The following is an 18,960-nucleotide window of genomic DNA, read 5'->3' as shown; positions in this document are numbered from 1 at the left end:
TTCAATGGCTACCTCTATTAGCAATTATGCTAGTGGCGGTATTTTATTCGCCTTACCCTATGAAAGGCTTTCGAAGCTTTTTGGTGATGATTACATACGTGGCAGTTTTTTTGTTTCCATTTCATTTTATTAAAACAAAGTATGATTATAAAGAATGCATTAAAATAATAGTATATTCATCATTTCTACCCTTGCTTGCGGTATCTTATGATATAGCGTTTCCAGAAAGTAGCACAAATAGAAACGGGTTCCGCCTGTTTTCAACATTCAGCCACCCCAATGTATTTGCATTTTACCTGCTTACAGTTGTCAGCGTATGTTTCTACGCTATTAAGAATGAATTGTTCAATAATGAACAATTGTTCCGAAAACAATGTTGGATGGTATTACTGTTTAGCTTGGTTTGCATTTTGGGCACTAAAACACGGTCAGCTTGGGCTGCCGTTGCTTTATTAGTGCTTGTATATGGCTTATTTAAAGACAAGAAATATTTAGTTTATTTGGCCATTGCTGCTGCTGTAGCCCTCTGTATACCTAGTATACAAGATCGAGTTTTTGACTTGTTTGAAGGAAATGACCCAGATGCGTTCCTTGATGACTATGAACAGTTAAACTCGTACGCTTGGCGAAAAATAATTTGGGCTAATGCTATGATTAAATATTGGGACAGCCCAATATGGGGATTTGGTACCGAGAGCTTTACCTATTATTCTGGCGCCTTCTTTTTAATTGAAACTGAGGTAGGTAATGGTGCACACAACACATATGTTCAATTTTTATTTGAGCTTGGTGCCCTTGGATTTGCTGCTCTTATTTGGCTTTTAGTTCCAACATTTATTCGATTATGGCGTCTGCGAAATCTTGCAGGTGGAAATATTATCGTGTTTGCTCTGTTTCTTTCCTATTGTTTAATACATTACTCTGACAATGTATTCGATTATCTAATTTACAACTGGTACTTCTGGTTCTTTATTGGCGCGTTTCTCGCCTATAACAAAGTAGAGCGCGCAAATGAACATAAAAAAGCAGTGGTATAACTAGCAATAAATAACTAAATTTAATAATAGCAAGGACGAAAAATGAATCGAATAGGTTGGCTAGATGCAAGCAGAGGCTTAGCAGTACTTTTATTAGTGGCAATGCATTATGTTGGCGGGCTCGAATCCAGAAGCTTCATTTCTGCACACACCCTAGACGTATTTTATGGCTTGTTAAGACTGGCTACTCCTTTCTTTATGTTTACCTTCGGACTCGCTTTTTATATAACGGCATCAAAGAAAATAGAGCGCAATGGCCTTCTAAATTATTACAAGCATAATGTTTTTAAACGTATGCTGTATATCCTATGTGCAAGGGAAATTATTGTTATTATATTGGCATTTCATTACCCACATGTAGCAGATAATTTAATAAGTATATTGCTGTTTGAAAAATTTGCGCCTGGCGGCGAAATACTAATATTTTACTTTTTTGCTTTTCTTCTTGCACCTTTAAATGTTGTCTTTTTGAAACGATTCAATATAGTGTTGTACGTTGCATTTTGGTTAGTTATTTACTTTATTGCGGTTTACATTGGTTCTAACTATGTTGACCGCTCTAGCAGCAATGCAATGCGTTTTTTGTTTTTTGATATTTACGCCTTTTTCCCATTCTTAATAGTTGTTGCTACAGCTATGTTAGTTTCAAAGCATTTTTTAAATACTTTAGACAGAAATCGTTTTCTGGTGTTCGGCTTAGTTTTGGGGCTAATTTGTTTTATGGCTGGTTTTGCGCTATTAAACAGCCTAACAACCGAAATATGGCCGGCATTATCAAGAGCCGACTTCAAGGCACCACCTCACCCGGGTTACATGATATTTTATTTAGGGGAAGTTTTTATAGTAATTACTTTGGTTGCACTGCTTAGCAGTAAAACACCATCATTTATTAATAATATACTTAGCTTGTTAGGACGTAACACCTTGGTGTCGTACGTTGTTCACTACACATTTTTTGCGTGCGTTCCTATCGCGGCGTTTTTCGGAGGGGGAGCAATACTCGAAGCCCTATTCCTAATAATTATATGCTTACTAAGTTACTTCGGCATTAAAGCTTGGGATAAACATAAAGCAAGTAAGAAGTAACAGTATTGATGTAGGGTGAGCAACACTGATTTAAATTTAGCTATAAAGCAACCTAGCTTTAAAAATTATTTACCCTAATTGAGTGTAAATATACTTGATACGAACATAATTAACCGAATTTTAAAAGGAAGTAAATGCAAAGCAGAACAGATTGGGTAGATTATGCAAAAGCTATAGGGATTATCCTAGTTGTTTATGGCCATGTCGCCCGAGGGTTATTTAACGCTGGAATTAGCATACCTGAAAACGCATATACATTAGCAGACAGTATTGTTTACAGTTTTCACATGCCATTATTTTTCTTTTTATCTGGACTCTTTTTTTATAGTTCATTTACGAAAAAAGGCGGCGTTAAGCTAACCTTTAATAAAGTCGATACTATAATATATCCATATTTGATTTGGTCAATATTGCAAGGCTCCGTTGAGGTTGCACTGTCAAATTATACAAATGGGAATGTAACATTCATAGAGGTATTTTCTTTATGGGAGCCTAGGGCTCACTTCTGGTTTCTTTATGCATTATTTCTTGTATTCATTGTCAGCTCTATTATCTTCACTGTTGTTTCGGAGAAACGTGCTAGTTTGGTTCTCGCAGGCTCGTGCGTATTATATTTAGCAAGCTCTTTGTCAGTAGAAGTTAAACTATTTCCTTTTATAACAAATAACTTAGTGTTCTTTTCTTTGGGCATTGTTTTTACAAGGTACAACGCTAGCAAAAAATTATCATCCAATGCTGCTCTATTAATAACTATGATAAGCTTTATTTTGGCTCAATTTTTATTTCATGGCTACTTAGGTAAGTTATATGAAAACAAAGGAGTTGATACCCTTCTTTTAGCTATCATATCAATATTTTTTATCGTTTCTTTATCAATCGCAATGGCAAAATCACCTAACCGCTTGTTTGCGTATGTAGGCGCTTCTTCAATGGCTATATATTTGATGCATATACTCGTTGGTAGTGGTGCTAGAATCATCTTAAGTAAGGTGCTGTCTGTTGATTCTGCAATAACTCACTTAGTTATTGGATGTTTTACAGGCGTATTGCTGCCTTTACTCGCACTTACAATCATTAACAAACTAAAAATTCCGTTTGTTTTTTCAGCACTAATAAGCAAATACCTTACTCCTTTAACTAGAAAATCATTAAATATTAAGCCCGATTAAATCGGGCATTGTTAAGGTACTAACAACTATTTCCATCAAATAACGTTTCTAAAGGGACCTGAATAAGCCCGCCTACTTTATGCAGAATATAGGCTGTACTATCAGTTTCATCTAACTTTACAGCCACCACGCCATTTTTATGAGTCAGCAAGCAGCTATGGTCAATAAAGTTATTCCCACCGTCATTAGAAACAAAAATGCCGCTTGTGGCTTTATTTGAAAAGGTAATAGTGGCTGCAATAATTTGGTCATTATTGTATGGGTTTATACCCATGGCATAAAAAGCGCTCCCTACATCTGTTGAAAACACCTTTCTTACACGGCGCCCCTTCAACTTATATATTACTGAGCGTTTTTTCTCTGAGCCCAAAAAGTACAAATCATCTTTATGTTTATATGAGGTGTAAGCGCAAAATGACTTAGGCAACCTTATAGTGTACTCGGCCTCAGCGTTTGCCCCAAATACCATAACTGTGGCAGGCCATTCGCAGGTTGCTGCATAAAGCTTACCTTTAAACTCTTCTACCGCCTTATACACCTTGTTAAATTCACCAAAGCTAAAGCTTTCTTTTTCATCAGCCTCATAAAGTAGTAGTCCGCCGTTGTGTCCATCACGAAACGAAACTATCCCATGAAAATACGCTAGTTTTCGAGCGTAGGCTTGCCCCCAAAAAGTACCGCGAGCTTTCCTGCTTTTATAAGAATTTAATGCTGTACTCTGTGAAGTGTTATCTAATTCTGAGTATGTAAATAGGTGATCATTTGCGCTGTTCCACGGTGCTATAACCGCATTTAAGGTATTGTTTGCATAAAGCATTGACCACGCATGTCCCTTTACATGTTTTGAACTTATAGCTTCAATTTCCCTATTCCCATTTTCATCAGCTTGTTTAGCTATTTTGAACACGCCAGTGTCCATGGCGCTAATGTATATATGCTCATTTCCTATTACTAAATCAGTGCTTACTAGGTTGTACGCATTGTTTGATACCTCAAGCAAATCGGCCTTTGCGCCTAGGCTTAACTCAAACACCCCCCAGTAGTCAGTTAGGTAAATGCTACCAAAGGCTTGATTAATACCTAAAAACTTGGTGAGGCTTGCTTGAGTGCTTCTGTGGGGCAAAGTTGTATCAAAACTCGGCTTTATTTTTAGTTCATCACTAAATTCTTCGTCAACAAACGTATATTGCCTAAGCGAAGTGTTCCACTTATTTTTACCTAAGCTTAAAAACACTCTATTTTGCGAATCAATTTTTGCTGCAAACGCAGTTATTATTTTTGAAAAATGAACTTTGTAAATGGGGGCGTCTAAATTATTAAGTTCAAATACACTTTTACTAGTGGCTAGTAATTTGCGGCTGTTTACTTCAAACATGCTCACCACTTTGTTGTTAAAAGTATGAAGCAGTTTGCTTTTTTGAGTACTTACATCTAATAGAAAGAGTTTGTTGCCTGAATAATAATGAAGCTGTTGGTTTGCCGTATTTGAAAACCACACGCCTGTTATTACTTCACCCTGAGTATTAATCCTGTTGTGCTCTAATTGTTTATTAATGCAGTCAATATGCGCTTTTCTACCAGCAATACACAGTAAACTTCCATCACCTGATATTGCGTAAGGGGAGTCAGTAACCCCCCTATATGTGTTTAGCGAAATATTCGCTGTTATCCAGTTCCCATCACCATTGCTATAAAGTAACTCGTTAGTGGTTATGGCAAAAAGTAAATTATTAAAAATGGCTAAAGAAGTTACGTTATAGTTACTCAAGCCTTTTACATAAGGCTGCCAGCTTCCGCTTACCTGCTTCCAAACGCCAGCCACGTCAGACGACAAATACAAATCGCCTTTGTATTCCTGAACGCTAGTATAAGCTCCACCACCACCCCACACTATGGCCTCGGGCTTTTTGGCATCTGCACTCATTACCTTATTTGAACCACATAAGGCTAGCAAAGTAAGTAAGGTTAATAAGAACTTTAAGAAGCTGTGGGCCATATAATTAGTGCGCCTTGTTTACTTAAATTGACTTGTACAAACGCCCTAAGGTTAAAAAGTTTTGCCAATAACGTTTTATTAATCTTGGCGCTACTATCATTCGAAATAGCCACTCTATATGCAATTTTTGGAAAATAACAGGGGCACGTTTTTCTTCCCCCGTTATAAACAATATAGATGCGCCAATACAAAGTGCAACACCATGGTTTAGCTTTGTTTGCAGGGCGTAGGCAAATTTTTCTTGTTGCGGTGACCCAACAGCCAAAAATAGTACGTCAGGATTTAGCTGCTTAACTTCATCTATTAATGCTTCTACCTCATTAGCACGCTTAATAAAGCCCATTGAAGGATTAATATGATGTAAATCTAGCGTAGGGTTTCTACCTTTTAATGTGTTAAAAATTTCGTTGTCACCACCAAACACCAGTGTTTTCTTGTTTTCTAAATAGCCTTTGCTAAACAATGTTGCGGTTAAGTCACTACCCGGCACTACCGACTCCAACGGATACCCTTTTTTATGAAACATTATTTTTAATATTCGGCTGTCGCATAGGCATAAATCGGCTGACTCATAAATAGGCATTAAGTCAGTTGTGTTATCTAAAAGCCGCGCCAAATGATCAACGTTGGGCGTTACAACATATTTAAAACCATCTTCAATTGAGTTGTTTGCCACCCATTCAGCGCTTTCTTCTAATGTTAAGTCGTGAAATTCAACAAGATTAGTCTTTATTTTTTTCATCTTTATTTTCGTCTCTGGTGGTTTTAACCCAAGTGGTTTGTTTACTTGTTGCAAATGAAAAATAAATACTAAATTTATCTCTAACAAACTGCATTATTTTAGGAATGTCGCCAATCTGGAGTATTTGCCGGCCTTTAATTAACCAAATTACTATTAAGGAAAAGACAAGAGCAAAAAGGTTAGTTAGCATCGCATTGAACAAAATGTAATGGTCAAAAAAGCTTAATACAAACCCAAGGCCTAACAAGCCAACTAACAAGCTTAAATATGCGAACAACGGTGGAATGGTAGCATCTAATATTAATAAAATTGCCCTAGGCGTTCTTTTCTCAATTGCTTTGAATATAAATTGAGGTGACTTCATGACTGTATCTAAATGACCGTGCTCCCACCTTTTACGCTGTTCGTTTAAGCCCTCTTCATTTTCAGGAAAAGTGCTTAATACAGTGGAGTTTGCACAAAATAACACTCTATTTTTATTAATACTTAACTTTAAACCCAATTCAAGATCTTCAACAATTGAGCCCGAAGCAAAATCAACGGAAGCTAAACTTGCTTTAGGGAAAGCAATACCCGAACCTTGAATATGGCAGCCAATATGTAACATGTTTAAGCCAGTAGCTCTTATTGCATTTTTTAGCCACCAGGTAAACTCGCCAATTTTAGCTTTTGTGTTGCCTTCATTAGCCTGCATTAAGTAAACTGACTGGCAAATTTTATTACTGCTTGTTACGCTTAACACCAGCTGGTCATAACTGCCTGGTGTGAAAACACAATCGGCATCAAACAAAATTAAGTTATCAAACTTTAAATTGTTTAATATCCACTTTGTACCGTAATCAAGGGCATAGCCTTTTCCTTTCTCTGTATCTGAAAACCGTTCAAGCACCGTTGCACCATGTGCTTCACATAATTGGTTTGTGTTGTCAGAACAATTATCAGCCACTACTACTATTGTATCTTGCGGGCTAATATTTTCTTTTAAATTAATTAAGGTTTTCTCAATTACCTGCGCCTCGTTGTGCGCGGGTATCAAAATTACATTGGCAACTGATGTTGTTTTGCTTTGTTTTTTTTGCTTTTGTGAAAAAAACAAAGCACCAAGCAGCAATTCAATACACAAAAGAGTTGAAAGGGCCCCCAATATGCAAGCTAATATTATTTCTAAGGTGCTAATAATCATATTAACGACTCTTCAATAAACGCTTTTATTTTTTTGCCTTCTTCGCTGGCATTATGCTCTTTGTAAACCGCTTGATAAGCTCGTTCAATTAGGGCTTGGCGTTCGTTTTCGTCTAAATCAATGAATCGTTCAATGGCGTGCGCGAGTTCTTCGTGGCATCCGGGTGAAACTATAAAGCCAGTATCATCGTTTACTACTAGCTCAGGAATGCCTGCAATTCTTGTTGAAACAACAGGAACCTTGCTTGCCATAGCTTCCATAATGGCAACGGGTAAGCCTTCAGCAAAGCTAGGTAATACCATTACGTCACTCTGTAGCAGTAACTCACGAATTTTAGGTGAATCGACCCAGCCCGTAATTGTTATTGAATCATTTAGTTTGTGCTGCGCGGAGTATCGCTCAATTTCTTCACGCAATTCGCCATCACCCACAAACGTTACGTGCAAATTAACACCTTTGTTGCGCAGCGCATTTAAAGCTTCCATTAACACTAATGGCCCTTTTTGCTCGCAAAGCCTACCAATAAATAGCGCTTTTACTTGGGTTTTGTCTAACGGCCTTATAGCCAAACTTTCATCAAAAAAGCTTTCATCTAAACCACATTTAATAATTCTTACTTTTGACCACTGGTCATGCATTACCCAACGTTGTAATTGGCTTTTACAAAATTTAGTAATGGCAAACACCATACTTGAGCGGTTAATTTTTTCACCCAAGTTTATAGACAACGGCCTATCAAATTCTTCAGGGCCATGTACGGTAAAACTATAAGGAATGCCCGTAATGTGTGAGCAGTACATAACTACGTCAGTTGAGTTAGTACCAAAGTGCGCATGAATATGCTCAGAACCGTTTGCCCTACACAATTGCGCTAAACGAAGGCCTTCTAAGAAGTAAACTAGATTCTTAAGTGCTGACCTGTCAGAAACTCTGGCCATTTTAAAGCACAGCCCTAAGCCCGAAAGCACTTTGCCAAAGTCTGATACTAAAAGCTTTCCGAACGCTTTAATTAGCACACTCAAGTTTGGCTCTAATATGTATTTTGTTTTTGGAATTTCAGCGTAATCAGGGTTGTTTGCATCATGTATTTCATCAGCATGAATGGCAATTCGGTTTACCGTTACACCTTGCGATTCTAACGCTTGTATTTCGCGGCGAATAAAGGTGTGGCTAACCTTGGGGTAATGATTTACAAAATAAGTAATTATCATTTTTTTCCTTAAAATTTACTTCTACAGGCAAATTCAGCCTTGAATCATTATTATCTAAGTAGTGCGCGCTTTACCGCTTGTGCCAAGCGCCTTACATGCCCACCTAAAATTAAATAGACTACCTCATTAAATTTAATATTCATTTGATGGTACCCGTACATTATAAATAGCAATCTTGATTTTTCTTTAAAGGTTAATGGCGCTAACTTACCCATAATGCGTTCAAACGCATAGCGAATTTTCTCTACTGGTTTGTCAGTTATACGTGTGCCGCCATGATCTTGAATTTGTATGTAAGAACAAGTGTTTATGTTGACCATATCACCAAATTTGTCTGACAACCTTAGCCATGTGTCCCAGTCTTGCAGGGCAGGCATTTTTTCGTCAAAGCCGTTTACTTCACGAAATCGTGCCGTTGTTGAGAAAACTTGATTACCAACAAAATTGCCTGTGCGCAAGGTTTGGTAAGAAACAACCGGAGTATCATAGCAAGCCACTTTTCCGTCTTTTCTGTGCTCGACTACGCTATCAAACAGCGCTGAAAAAGTTACTTGCTCATGTGTTAATGCTTGCCAGCGTTCAATAAATTTGGCCACTCGCCAAGGTTCAAAATAGTCATCATCGTCTAATCCGGTTATAAATTCGCCTTTGGCTAATTCAATTGCTTTGTTTCGGCCAAAGCAAGCACCCCGTGATGCACCTGTAGTATTAAGTACTGCGGTTAACACACCATTATTTTGAAGTTCTTGTAGGTATTGTTGCGAACCGTCGGTAGAGCCGTCATCAGCAACTATTAGTTCTAAATTTGTGTGGGTTTGATTCAAAACCGAGTTAATAGCTCTTTCTAAGAACTCTCTACGATTATAAGTTGTTATATAAACGGTAACTAACAAATTGCTTCCTTTTTCCTTCGCCAACAATGGGTACCTTAACTCAGCAAGTATAATACCAGAATAATTTAAGGCTTAAGATTTAATTTTGTTTTAGCTACTTTTGTAAGGTTGTTTCAGAATAAGCTAATTTAAATAAACCAATTATTAGTAAATATTATAATTAAATAACTAAGGTTTAATGACAATAGCGCGATTACTTAATAATACTCTTTTTTTACGGGCTTCTTTCGCGCTAATGCTAAAACACAAAACAAAACAATTGTTGGTGTGGTTTATACTATTTAGCCTATTGCCTGTTGCTTATTCACAAGTGGTATTTAACGACGCCCTATTTAATTTTATGCGCAGCAAATACCAAAACAGCGCTGTTGAACGCACCCGCAACTGGCAGCAATTAATTACCAGTAACACAAACCAAAGTATTGAAGACCAACTGTTTGAAACCAATCGCTTTTTTAACAATATAGAATTTAAAAGTGACCAAGCCCACTGGGGCAAAAAAGACTACTGGGCCACGCCCCTTGAGTTTTTAGGCACCAACGCGGGTGACTGCGAAGACTTCACCATAGCCAAATACGTAACCCTACTTGAACTAGGTGTACCCGACGCAAAACTTAGGCTTATGTACGTAACGGCTACTCGCCCTACTCGCCAAGCGCATATGGTGTTGGCATATTACGAAACGCCTACCTCAGTCCCCTTGGTGCTTGACAACATAAACAAGCGAATTTTACCCGCTTCAAAACGCCGTGATCTTATTCCTGTATATAGCTTTAATGGTGAAGGCCTTTGGCTAGCCAAAGCGCAAGGGCGCGGCAGGCAAATGCAGTCAGGCAATAATAATAAATTATGGCTAGATGTATTAAACCGTATGAAAGAAGGTTTTTAATGTATAAACTAACGAATAAATGGGTAAACTTGTATATAAAGCAAATACATAGGCCTTGCACTGCGTGTATTTGGCAATTTTTAAATAACAAAGTTAATAAGGCAATAGCATGACATTATCGAAACAACTCGGCTTTGGCTTTTTCTGTGTGTTATTTCTGGTATTTGCAGGCACCCTATATACCAATGTAAACAACACACGGTACTTTATTGAGCAACAACTTAGCTCGCACGCACAAGACACCGCCACCTCTTTGGGTTTGTCTATAACTCCCTATGTGGGCAACACTGAAGACCTCCCCATTATTGAAACCATGACAAACGCAATTTTTGATCGTGGGTATTATTTGTCAATTGAACTGCAAGACCTAAACGGAAACGCACTTGTTACCCGCATTAATCCGGAAGAACTTGAAAGCGTACCAGCATGGTTTAGTAATGTGTTTAGTATTAAAGCGCCGGCTGCATCAAGTGAAATTACTGACGGCTGGAACCGTTATGGCAATTTAGTTGTGGTAACGCACCCGGGTTTTGCTTACTCGCAACTATGGAATAATGCGGTGAGTGGCTTTTGGGTTGCGCTAGCCGTATTTTTACTGGCTTTAGTGTTTGTATGGGTACTAGTTAAGCGCGTAATTAGCGAACCTATTAACACGGTAATTGAACACACCGAAGCCATTACTCAAAAGCAATTTGCGCCTATTCAACATATTCCCAAAACCCGCGAATTAAAAAGCATTGTGCTAGCTATTAATGTAATGAGCGAAAAACTACAGAGTATGTTTAAACACTTAGGCGAGCAGTCAGAAAAGTATCGCTTGTTTGCCTATTCTGACCAACTCACCCAAGTAGGAAACCGCCGAGCCTTTGAATTAGCAGTAGAGCGAACCTTACGCAATGAAGTTGACCACCCCAACGGCCACCTTCTTATTGTGCGCGCCAGTAGCTTGGCCGCGGTACATAAAGAACAAGGCGGTGAATTAGGTGACACCTACCTGCGCAGCGTGTGTACTATAGCCAATACTGTTGCGGCTAAGCACTTACCTGATTTTGCCTTATACCGTATTGCAGGCGCTGATTTTGCCATTTGGGTAGAATATTCTAACGAAGCCCAAATTAAATTATTAGTGAAAGAACTAAGTGAAGGCTACAAACGCCAAGAAAAAACCGAGCATAAAAACGGGATGGCGCACATTGGCGTAGCTGAGTTTAGCGTTGGTTCAAGTGCCGTTGATATATTAGAAAAAGCTGACAGCGCCCTAGCGGTTGCCAATACAAACGAACAAAAATGGGCCTTTGCGAGCAGTTTGACTGTAAGCCACAGTAATGAAACATGGCGCAATAAAATTCAACATATTTTAAGTGAAGGCACAGCTGACTTTGCCAGCCAAGATATTGTAAATAAAAACAACGAATTAGCTTACAGCGAGTGGTTTGCCCGCTTACCCAGTGAAAAAAACAGCGCGAGTGCCCCTATGGCACAACTTATACCGGCCAGTATTCGCTTAGATTATGCCCAAAGCATAGATAAACTCATTGTGAAAAACTTGCTTGAGCACTTGGTAGATGCCGAACACGATGTAGGTTTAAATGTGTCACGTATGTCGTTATTTGATGCCGAGTTTATGCAATGGTTTACAACTCAACTGCACAATGTAGGTTCATTAAGCACCAAGCTAGTGCTTGAAATACCCGAACGCGCCCTTATTCACGATACCAACAATTTGCTTAAGCACGTAGAAACCTTGAAGTCGCTAGGCGTTAAAATAGCTATTGAGCACTTTGGCGCACAACTTGCTGGCATAACTCATATACGTAAGCTTCAACCGCATTTTATAAAATTAGACGGCAGGTTTACACGTAACATTCATACTGAGCTTGATAACCAATTGTTTTTACAGTCATTAATTAGTATTGCAAAAGGTTTTAACATACAAGTAATTGCTGAAATGGTAGAAACCGAAAGCGAGATGACGTGGCTGCTAGAAGCCGGCGTTGATTTAGTACAAGGCTATTACATAGCCCCGCCTAAAAGCGTTGTTAAACCTTAGTTGTTAACCTAATAGCACGGTAATTATAAGCACTTATAAATAAGCGTTTGTTATTTATAAAGATAAAAAGTTGCTTAAGAAGCGAACAACCATTAAAATATGGGCAATTGTATAAAGTTTTGTTTTATACGTTTAAACCTAATTGAAGAAGGATTCAAAAATATGAGTATTCGCCGCGTTGTAGCAGCCTCATTGCTATTAGTTGTATCGGCGTTCAGTGTTTATGCACAGGACGGTGCAGGCACAGTGTTTGGTGACTCTGACCAACCTGGCACACGCCTTCATAACAATATTATTGCAAAAGTGGATGCTGGCATTCGCCCTAGCGAAGCAACTATTGAAGCTATTCAGAGCGCGTTAACTGAGTCTGACACCACCCTTGACGGTGAATCTAAGTCAGCCGTTGCTTTTGATGTAGCTATTGCTACCTCATTTTATGATGAAATGATTAACGCAAACAGCTTAATTGAAGTAACAAAAGTATTGGTTGAGTCAAACCCTGACAAAGCAGTACACGTAATTACCTTAGGCTCGGTACTTTACCCTGACTTCGCTCAAGAAGTGTTTGATGGCGCAGCGCTAACTGGCGTTATGTCGCCTGAAGATATTTTAGTAGCTGTACTGCAGGCGGGTGTTGACCCAACTACAGTTTCTGATGCAACGGCTGCTGGCCCGGGTGCAGGCCCAGGTGCTGGAACAGTTCCATTAGGCGCAGGCATTGGCGCTGGTGGTACTGGCGGTGGTGATACCACAGCATCTAACAACTAAGAAATAACTCTGTTATAGTAGCCCCATATATTGGGGCTTTTTTGTACCTGATTATTGAGCTAGCAGCATACTTAATAACTAATAGAGATCAAACATTCTGTGAACATCACAACCAATAAGAGTTTCTATACACTACTCGCTATATTGTTTTTATTACCCATCCCTTTAGGTGCGAACCGCCCTTGGGCATGGAGCTTTTTTGAAATATGCATATTTGCCTTAACCTTTATTGTGGTGTTAAAGCACCGAAGAATTTATGCTCTTGGCACCAATAGTTATTTTAAAGCTATATGTATATGGCTTGGATTTATAGCATTTGCATCGCTGCAAATTATTCCATTTCCTAGTTCGTTAGTAGCCATGCTTTCACCAAGTTCATATTTAGCCTTCGCTGACGTAAATGCCAGTAGCTTTTATTTGTCGGTTGATCCCGGCCAAAGCATGATCAGCTTTATTAAGTTACTTAGCTATTTTTGCCTATTCATATGTGTACTGGTGTTAGTAAATACTGAAAAACGCATACGTTTGCTTTTACTCACCATGTTAGCCAGTGGTACTTTTCAAGCCCTTTATGGCAGTTTTGAAATTTTATTGGGCGCTACAAACAGTGCTGTATTTGGCCTACCCGTAGGCGAAGTTGCCACAGGCAGCTTTGTATATAAAAACCATTACGCTAACTTTTTAATGTTATGTTTAGCCGCGGGTATTGGCTTGTTAGTTACCTCACTCGAAAAAGGCAAAATGTCGACCCCAAAAGACTTTATGCGTTCAATAGCCACTACCCTGCTTGGCAGTAAAGCTATTGTAAGAATATGCATAGCAGTTATGGTAATTGGCTTGGTTATGTCACGCTCTAGAATGGGCAATACCGCGTTTTTTGTATCAATGGCAGTGGTTGGCTTACTTGCTTTGGTGCTTATTAAAAATCGCAGTAGGGGTTTATCGGTGCTTATTATAAGTATGTTTATAATTGACCTATTCATAGTAAGCGCTTATTTTGGCCTTGAACGCGTAAAAGAGCGTTTAGCCCAAACATCGGTACAGCAAGAAACCCGTGACGAAGTACTAAGTGATGCATTTCCTATGCTGGTTGACTTCCCCCTGTTTGGCTCAGGTGCGGGCTCATTTTACTCAACCTTCCCTAGCTATCAAGTTACCGAAGTAGGTGACTTTTATGATCATCTACATAATGACTACCTGCAATTCGCCATTGAATACGGTGTTATTGGTTTCTTTATATTATTAGTATTAGTCGGGTTTTGTATGTACAAGTCTATAAGGGCTTTATACAAACGTAAAAACTCTATATTTAAAGGTGCGGGCTTTGCCTGTTTAATGGCGATTATTGGCATGGGCTTACATGCAACGGTTGATTTTCCGCTGCAGGCTTATGCAAATAGTGCTTATTTTGTGGTGTTTTTAGCGCTAAGTATGATCATAAACAGCTTAAAAATTCATATACCCAGAAAAAGTGCTTCTAAGCCCGCTACTGAATAACAGCAAGGCTTTAAGGAATTCTCTTTTAAGCCTTTTGGCAACCTAGCATGCTAATAGCAAATTCGTCGGCATTTACGTCTAGCCAACGGCAAACCGTTCTATGATGGCCATTATCTTTAATAAAAGCCACAATTTGATTTCGGCTAGGATTAGCCTGTATGCCCTTTTTAATGTGAGTTTGTGTTTGCTCACGTATGCTTCGGTAAAACGGATGATTTGCTTGATACAAGCTCAATCCTAACTGTGTAAATAGAATGTGTACTTCAGCCTTTTGCAAACCTAAAGTATGTGCTCTATTTAAGTAACTTAGCATTTCATCATCAAATTCTTGTTTGCGCCATTTAAGCATAGCTAAGTTAGCCCAAGTAACCGGCCATAGTGGTCGGCTTTTACTCGCCAACAAATAGCTAGCTTGCGCCGCTTGTAAGCCCATATCAGCTTCAAAGCCTGACAACACGCCCCATTCTTTAATTTGGGCGTCTAGCTCAAGATACAGCGGATTTGAATGATGCAATACATTGGCAGTATTAATAGACGCTTTAGCGCTTTCATAACTAGTTTGCGACTGGGCAGTGCCCTTATTAATCCATAAGCTTATTGAGTTTTTTACACTGTAGTAATCAAGGCTGGCACCGCCAAAACGAAACGCATTAACAATACCTATAAAAGCGATAAATAAAATAAACAAAGGTAACAAGCGCTTTCTGCCAACTTCTTCATGCAAAAATGTGGGCACAGTAAAGTATTTGCCTAAATTGAATTGGGGTTTAGGCTCTTTTTTAGAACGGCGCCTGCGTCGCTGGCTACTTTGCCCTTGGTCCATGCTTCCCTCTCCTTATTATTGCCACTGTACATCAGCAGTTATTTGTTGAGGCACTTCAACAAATAACTGCTGCGCCACAGCGCGGCCATGCTTTTGCTCAACGGCCTTATATGCCGCTAGCATATCATTTGGCCTGCGCGTTACGTTATGAGTATCCGAGGCTACGTAATCAATAAGTTCGTCATTAAGTAGTTGCCATACCGTTTTCATGACTTTATCAGAAAAACGATTAACAAAGGCACCCGCCGTTACCTGAAACAAACAGCCTTGCTGCTTAAGCCATTTTGCTTTTGCATAGTTAGCCAATATATCGCGGTTTCTTTCTGGATGCGGAATAACAGGCTGAATATTGTTTTGTACAAGCCACCTGATGAGGTTTTCAGCACCTGGGGGAATATGGCTATGCGGTAGCTCTAACAGCACCGCTGAGCGATTTTTCCATTGGCCTATAAAGGGTAAATTAGTTTGTTTAACTAAAGTTATTACCTCAGGGCATATTCGCATTTCGCAGGCCATGGCAATTTTAAGCGGAATGTTGGCATTTTGAATAGCTTCTACGGCTTGTTTAAATGCGGGCTCAATAGTGCTGGGGCTATTGTTAAACGTACCGTAATTAATATGCGGCGTACACATCATATGTGTAACGCCGTTATCTACTGTATTTTGCGCTATGGCTAGCGTGTCACTTATAGTTTGTGCGCCGTCATCTATGCTCGGCAATATATGGCTGTGTAAATCTATCACGCTTTTCCGCTGGAGTTAGCCTCGCCCTGGGTAGCGTCGTAACTGTTATAACCGTATTGGTCATAAAACCCTTCATACCCGCCTGACTTTTTCGCTTTTTTCAAATCAACCTGGTTCAGAACTATGCCATCAATTCGGTGGCCAATTTGTATAAAGCGGCTAAGCCCATTTTTAATAACTTTGGCGCTTGTGCTGTCAGAACGCACTACATACACCAAAGAGTCACATAATTTAGATACCACTATTGCGTCACTCACCGCTTGGGTGGGTGCGCTATCAACAATAATATGGTCATATTCACCGCGTAATTTAAGCATAAGCTCAGCAAACTTACTAGACGCCAGTAATTCTTGTGGTGTAGGTGGTAAAGTACCTGCACCCAAAATATCAACATTTGACTCTTCATCTTTCACTATGCATTCGTTTAATGAATGCGTGCCTGACACCGCATTAGCTAAACCCGGTTGAAAACCCGGTAAACCAAAACGCTTAGCAATTGCTGGCCTACGTAAATCAGCATCAATTAGCAGTACTTTGTTAAGCTGGCCTAAAGCAAACGCTAAGTTTACGGCAACGGTACTTTTGCCTTCTTTAGGCACACTTGAGGTAACCAATATGGTTTGTGATGGCTTATCAATATTAAGTAGCTGTAAGCTGGTACGTAGGGTACGTACCGATTCGCTGAACATATGGTGCTTAGGATCAAAGAAGTGGCGCAAGGCTAAGTCTTGCTTTTTCTTGTGCGGCTGCCACGGAATTATGCCTAACATGCGTTGTGAAAGCTTTCGTTCTACATCGTCAACTGAGCGAATGCCGCTATTAAGTGCCTCAAGCATTAGTGCTAAAAAGCAACCAAAACCAAAACTGACCACAAATGCTGCAGCAATAATCATCCCCTTGCGTGGCTTTGCTGCGCTACCAGGTGGTGTTGCAGCATCAAGCACTCTAGCATTAGCTGATTCAAAGCCACCTAGCTGGTCAGTTTCTTTTAAACGAGTAAAAAATGAATTATATAGTTGCTGGTTAGTATCAACATCACGTTGAAGCGTTTTGCGGCGGTTATCAAGGGCCGACAAGCTTCTAAAGCTGGCTTTCGCCTCTTCAACTTCTTGTGTTAATGACGCCACTTTTTGCCTTGCAGTGCGGTATTCGTTGGTGATACCTGAAACCAAATTATTTATTTGGTTCATTAAACTGGTACGAATTGAACTAAGTTCAGCATTGGCCGCAATCATATTAGGGTGTTTCGGGCCGTAGGTTTCTTTAAGTTCTGAAATACGGCTTTCAGCGAGTACTTCGTCACGCTTAACTGACTGAATAGACGGATGATTAAGCACTTCAGGAATAGTGGCTAAGTCTTGCATACTAACACCAGGTGTATTTACTTGCTCATAAATAGCTTGGTTACGTTGCAATACAACTTGTGAAGATATTAACTGGTTGCTTAGTTGCTGAACTTTGTCAGACGCTAAGCCTACTACGCCGTCAATATCTACTACTTTTTCAGTTTCATAAAAAAGCGCTAAGCTTCTTTCTGAAGCATCTAATTTACTACGCAGGCCCTGCAAACTTTGATTTAACCAAGTAGTGGCTTTTTCGGTCATATCTAATTTGGCTTGCAAGTAGCTTTCAATATAAACATCAGCAACGGTATTAGCTAATTTGGCACTCAAACCGGCGCTTGGGGTTTGAACCGTAATATTAACTACTTGCGTACTTTTAACGGGGCTTACTGTTATGCTGCGCTTTAACAACGAAGTAGCGTATTTAATTCGCCCTTCTAGCAGTTGTTCTTCAGTGTATTCTTTTACTTCTTTTTGTGGAAGAAAAGGCAGTAGGCTTTTTACGCCGGCTTTAATGCTGTCAACCGAGCTTGCTAAAGCACTTTTGTTTTCTAGAATTACATCACGATTGAAAAACTCATTATTGTGCAAATCTAAACGCTCAACTACTCTGCGCGCAATTTGCTTTGAACGAAGTATTTCATACTGAGTTTGAAAATATTCTTTTCGGCTTGAATCAAGGCCGTAGACTTCTTCAATTGACAACACATTCGCTTGTTCCGACTCTATCAATAACGACACAGTTGAGTTGTATTTTGGTGTAATGCTATATGCAAATAACATAGCCAATATAGTTAAAAATACCGATAAACCAAGAATGCGCCAGAAATAGCGCATTATGGTATTAAAATATTGGGTAAAATCTATTACGTCAGTATCAAACAGCTTTGCCTGCTGAGGCGAGTTCGAATTTGTGTTGTCCATAAATCTAGGAAGTCCTTAGAAAAAGCGGCCTTTAACGGTAACAATGTCACCGGGCATAATTATTTCGTTTGAATTAAATTCAAAATTTTGTTCAACGCCACCAATGGTGCGGCGGATAATAACTTGACCTTTTGCGGCGCGCTCTGTATAGCCCCCCGCCAAAGCGGCTGCTTTATCGATATTTAAACCAGGTTGATACGGGTAACCGCCGGGGCGTTTAACTTCGCCGTCTATAAAGAAAGGCCTGTATTCTTCAACAGTTACCGATACAGAAGGATTTACAAGGTAGTCACCCCGTAGGCCTGAGTCAATAAGTTGCTCAACCTCGTTAACGGTTTTACCTACAAGGCCAATATCACCTAAGAATGGATAGCGTATATAACCAACGTTTGACAACCTAGTTTCTAAACTAAGATCACTTTGGCCAAATACGCTTATTTTTATTAAGTCACCCGCGCCAAGCGTGTATTCGCTTTCGCTTACTTGCGCGTGGCTTAGGCCTAATAAATTAAAACTAAGTAAAGCAAATAAACAGTACTTCATCCAAGCAGTGTAGCACTTGGCTACACCATTATTTGCAATTTTCATTTTTTACTGCCTTTTTT

General features: G+C 39.4%; 16 protein-coding genes. 7 read left to right on the top strand and 9 right to left on the bottom strand.

Translation table 11 applies throughout. From position 1 onward, the window contains the following. Nucleotides 1–32: 32 nt before the first annotated feature. From ACOI22_RS15680 to ACOI22_RS15670, 3 genes are all read left to right on the top strand, one after another. Complete coding sequence (locus ACOI22_RS15680) at nucleotides 33–1,037, top strand: O-antigen ligase family protein (RefSeq protein WP_420673078.1); 1,005 nt, start codon at nucleotides 33–35, stop codon at nucleotides 1,035–1,037. 42 nt (nucleotides 1,038–1,079) lie between these two features. After that, on the top strand, nucleotides 1,080–2,123 hold the full coding sequence (locus tag ACOI22_RS15675) for an acyltransferase family protein (protein ID WP_420673077.1): 1,044 nt from the start codon (nucleotides 1,080–1,082) through the stop codon (nucleotides 2,121–2,123). Between the two features lie 134 nt (nucleotides 2,124–2,257). Beyond that, a complete protein-coding gene (locus ACOI22_RS15670) occupies nucleotides 2,258–3,292 on the top strand; it encodes an acyltransferase family protein (RefSeq protein WP_420673076.1) in 1,035 nt (344 codons plus the stop codon). Between the two features lie 19 nt (nucleotides 3,293–3,311). Here the strand turns inward: ACOI22_RS15670 and ACOI22_RS15665 are convergent, their stop codons facing one another. The 5 genes from ACOI22_RS15665 to ACOI22_RS15645 are packed head-to-tail and all read right to left on the bottom strand — an operon-like array spanning nucleotide 3,312 to nucleotide 9,317. Further along, complete coding sequence (locus ACOI22_RS15665; protein WP_420673075.1) at nucleotides 3,312–5,288, bottom strand: hypothetical protein; 1,977 nt, start codon at nucleotides 5,286–5,288, stop codon at nucleotides 3,312–3,314. A gap of 22 nt (nucleotides 5,289–5,310) precedes the next feature. Continuing rightward, complete coding sequence (locus ACOI22_RS15660) at nucleotides 5,311–6,030, bottom strand: WecB/TagA/CpsF family glycosyltransferase (RefSeq protein WP_420673074.1); 720 nt, start codon at nucleotides 6,028–6,030, stop codon at nucleotides 5,311–5,313. Further along, nucleotides 6,011–7,213, bottom strand: coding sequence for a glycosyltransferase family 2 protein (locus ACOI22_RS15655; protein ID WP_420673073.1), 1,203 nt, complete (start codon nucleotides 7,211–7,213; stop codon nucleotides 6,011–6,013). Before ACOI22_RS15655 ends, ACOI22_RS15660 begins: the two co-directional genes overlap by 20 nt. Further along, nucleotides 7,210–8,424: a glycosyltransferase family 4 protein gene (locus ACOI22_RS15650; protein WP_420673072.1), complete on the bottom strand. Its 1,215-nt coding sequence runs from the start codon at nucleotides 8,422–8,424 to the stop codon at nucleotides 7,210–7,212. The genes ACOI22_RS15655 and ACOI22_RS15650 overlap by 4 nt, the downstream gene beginning before the upstream one ends. A 50-nt stretch (nucleotides 8,425–8,474) precedes the next feature. Next, entirely contained in the window at nucleotides 8,475–9,317 is an 843-nt protein-coding gene (locus tag ACOI22_RS15645; protein WP_420673071.1) for a glycosyltransferase, read from the bottom strand. A 235-nt stretch (nucleotides 9,318–9,552) separates the two neighbouring features. Here ACOI22_RS15645 and ACOI22_RS15640 point away from each other — a divergent pair, with 235 nt between their 5' ends. The 4 genes from ACOI22_RS15640 (at nucleotide 9,553) to ACOI22_RS15625 (ending at nucleotide 14,521) form a co-directional block, all read left to right on the top strand. After that, nucleotides 9,553–10,206 carry a transglutaminase-like cysteine peptidase gene (locus tag ACOI22_RS15640; RefSeq protein ID WP_420673070.1) on the top strand — a complete coding sequence of 218 codons (654 nt, stop codon included), beginning with the start codon at nucleotides 9,553–9,555 and terminating at the stop codon, nucleotides 10,204–10,206. A 109-nt stretch (nucleotides 10,207–10,315) separates the two neighbouring features. Next, nucleotides 10,316–12,256 (top strand): EAL domain-containing protein, encoded by a 1,941-nt coding sequence (locus tag ACOI22_RS15635; protein WP_420673069.1) that lies wholly within the window; start codon nucleotides 10,316–10,318, stop codon nucleotides 12,254–12,256. Between the two features lie 162 nt (nucleotides 12,257–12,418). Next, a complete protein-coding gene (locus ACOI22_RS15630) occupies nucleotides 12,419–13,024 on the top strand; it encodes a hypothetical protein (RefSeq protein WP_420673068.1) in 606 nt (201 codons plus the stop codon). 99 nt (nucleotides 13,025–13,123) lie between these two features. Next, nucleotides 13,124–14,521, top strand: a complete 1,398-nt coding sequence (locus ACOI22_RS15625) for an O-antigen ligase family protein (protein ID WP_420673067.1) — start codon at nucleotides 13,124–13,126, stop codon at nucleotides 14,519–14,521. A gap of 25 nt (nucleotides 14,522–14,546) precedes the next feature. Here ACOI22_RS15625 and ACOI22_RS15620 read toward each other — a convergent pair whose 3' ends face one another. Genes ACOI22_RS15620 through ACOI22_RS15605 form a run of 4 tightly spaced genes read right to left on the bottom strand, consistent with a single transcriptional unit; the run spans nucleotide 14,547 to nucleotide 18,943 of the window. Further along, nucleotides 14,547–15,344: a VpsP family polysaccharide biosynthesis protein gene (locus tag ACOI22_RS15620; RefSeq protein ID WP_420673066.1), complete on the bottom strand. Its 798-nt coding sequence runs from the start codon at nucleotides 15,342–15,344 to the stop codon at nucleotides 14,547–14,549. Nucleotides 15,345–15,359: 15 nt separating this feature from the next. Further along, the gene (locus ACOI22_RS15615; protein WP_420673065.1) at nucleotides 15,360–16,088 is read right to left on the bottom strand and encodes a tyrosine-protein phosphatase; all 729 of its coding nucleotides are present in this window, start codon (nucleotides 16,086–16,088) and stop codon (nucleotides 15,360–15,362) included. Then, nucleotides 16,085–18,355: a GumC family protein gene (locus ACOI22_RS15610; RefSeq protein WP_420673064.1), complete on the bottom strand. Its 2,271-nt coding sequence runs from the start codon at nucleotides 18,353–18,355 to the stop codon at nucleotides 16,085–16,087. Before ACOI22_RS15610 ends, ACOI22_RS15615 begins: the two co-directional genes overlap by 4 nt. 15 nt (nucleotides 18,356–18,370) lie before the next feature. Continuing rightward, nucleotides 18,371–18,943 carry a polysaccharide biosynthesis/export family protein gene (locus tag ACOI22_RS15605; RefSeq protein ID WP_420673063.1) on the bottom strand — a complete coding sequence of 191 codons (573 nt, stop codon included), beginning with the start codon at nucleotides 18,941–18,943 and terminating at the stop codon, nucleotides 18,371–18,373. Between the last annotated feature and the right edge of the window lie 17 nt (nucleotides 18,944–18,960).

It is taken from the genome of Glaciecola sp. 2405UD65-10, assembly GCF_048820975.1.
Taxonomy (GTDB): domain Bacteria; phylum Pseudomonadota; class Gammaproteobacteria; order Enterobacterales; family Alteromonadaceae; genus Glaciecola.
The sequence above is the reverse complement of the archived record's forward strand: the minus strand, read 5'-3'. Positions and strand labels throughout refer to the sequence as shown.

Excerpts from the sequence above, each read along its gene's own strand:
- ACOI22_RS15610 (WP_420673064.1), bottom strand. The coding sequence starts at position 18,355 with ATGGACAACACAAATTCGAACTCGCCTCAGCAGGCAAAGCTGTTTGAT.
- ACOI22_RS15670 (WP_420673076.1), top strand. The coding sequence starts at position 2,258 with ATGCAAAGCAGAACAGATTGGGTAGATTATGCAAAAGCTATAGGGATT.
- ACOI22_RS15635 (WP_420673069.1), top strand. The coding sequence starts at position 10,316 with ATGACATTATCGAAACAACTCGGCTTTGGCTTTTTCTGTGTGTTATTT.
- ACOI22_RS15660 (WP_420673074.1), bottom strand. The coding sequence starts at position 6,030 with ATGAAAAAAATAAAGACTAATCTTGTTGAATTTCACGACTTAACATTA.
- ACOI22_RS15655 (WP_420673073.1), bottom strand. The coding sequence starts at position 7,213 with ATGATTATTAGCACCTTAGAAATAATATTAGCTTGCATATTGGGGGCC.
- ACOI22_RS15675 (WP_420673077.1), top strand. The coding sequence starts at position 1,080 with ATGAATCGAATAGGTTGGCTAGATGCAAGCAGAGGCTTAGCAGTACTT.
- ACOI22_RS15640 (WP_420673070.1), top strand. The coding sequence starts at position 9,553 with ATGCTAAAACACAAAACAAAACAATTGTTGGTGTGGTTTATACTATTT.
- ACOI22_RS15605 (WP_420673063.1), bottom strand. The coding sequence starts at position 18,943 with ATGAAAATTGCAAATAATGGTGTAGCCAAGTGCTACACTGCTTGGATG.
- ACOI22_RS15620 (WP_420673066.1), bottom strand. The coding sequence starts at position 15,344 with ATGGACCAAGGGCAAAGTAGCCAGCGACGCAGGCGCCGTTCTAAAAAA.
- ACOI22_RS15665 (WP_420673075.1), bottom strand. The coding sequence starts at position 5,288 with ATGGCCCACAGCTTCTTAAAGTTCTTATTAACCTTACTTACTTTGCTA.
- ACOI22_RS15630 (WP_420673068.1), top strand. The coding sequence starts at position 12,419 with ATGAGTATTCGCCGCGTTGTAGCAGCCTCATTGCTATTAGTTGTATCG.
- ACOI22_RS15650 (WP_420673072.1), bottom strand. The coding sequence starts at position 8,424 with ATGATAATTACTTATTTTGTAAATCATTACCCCAAGGTTAGCCACACC.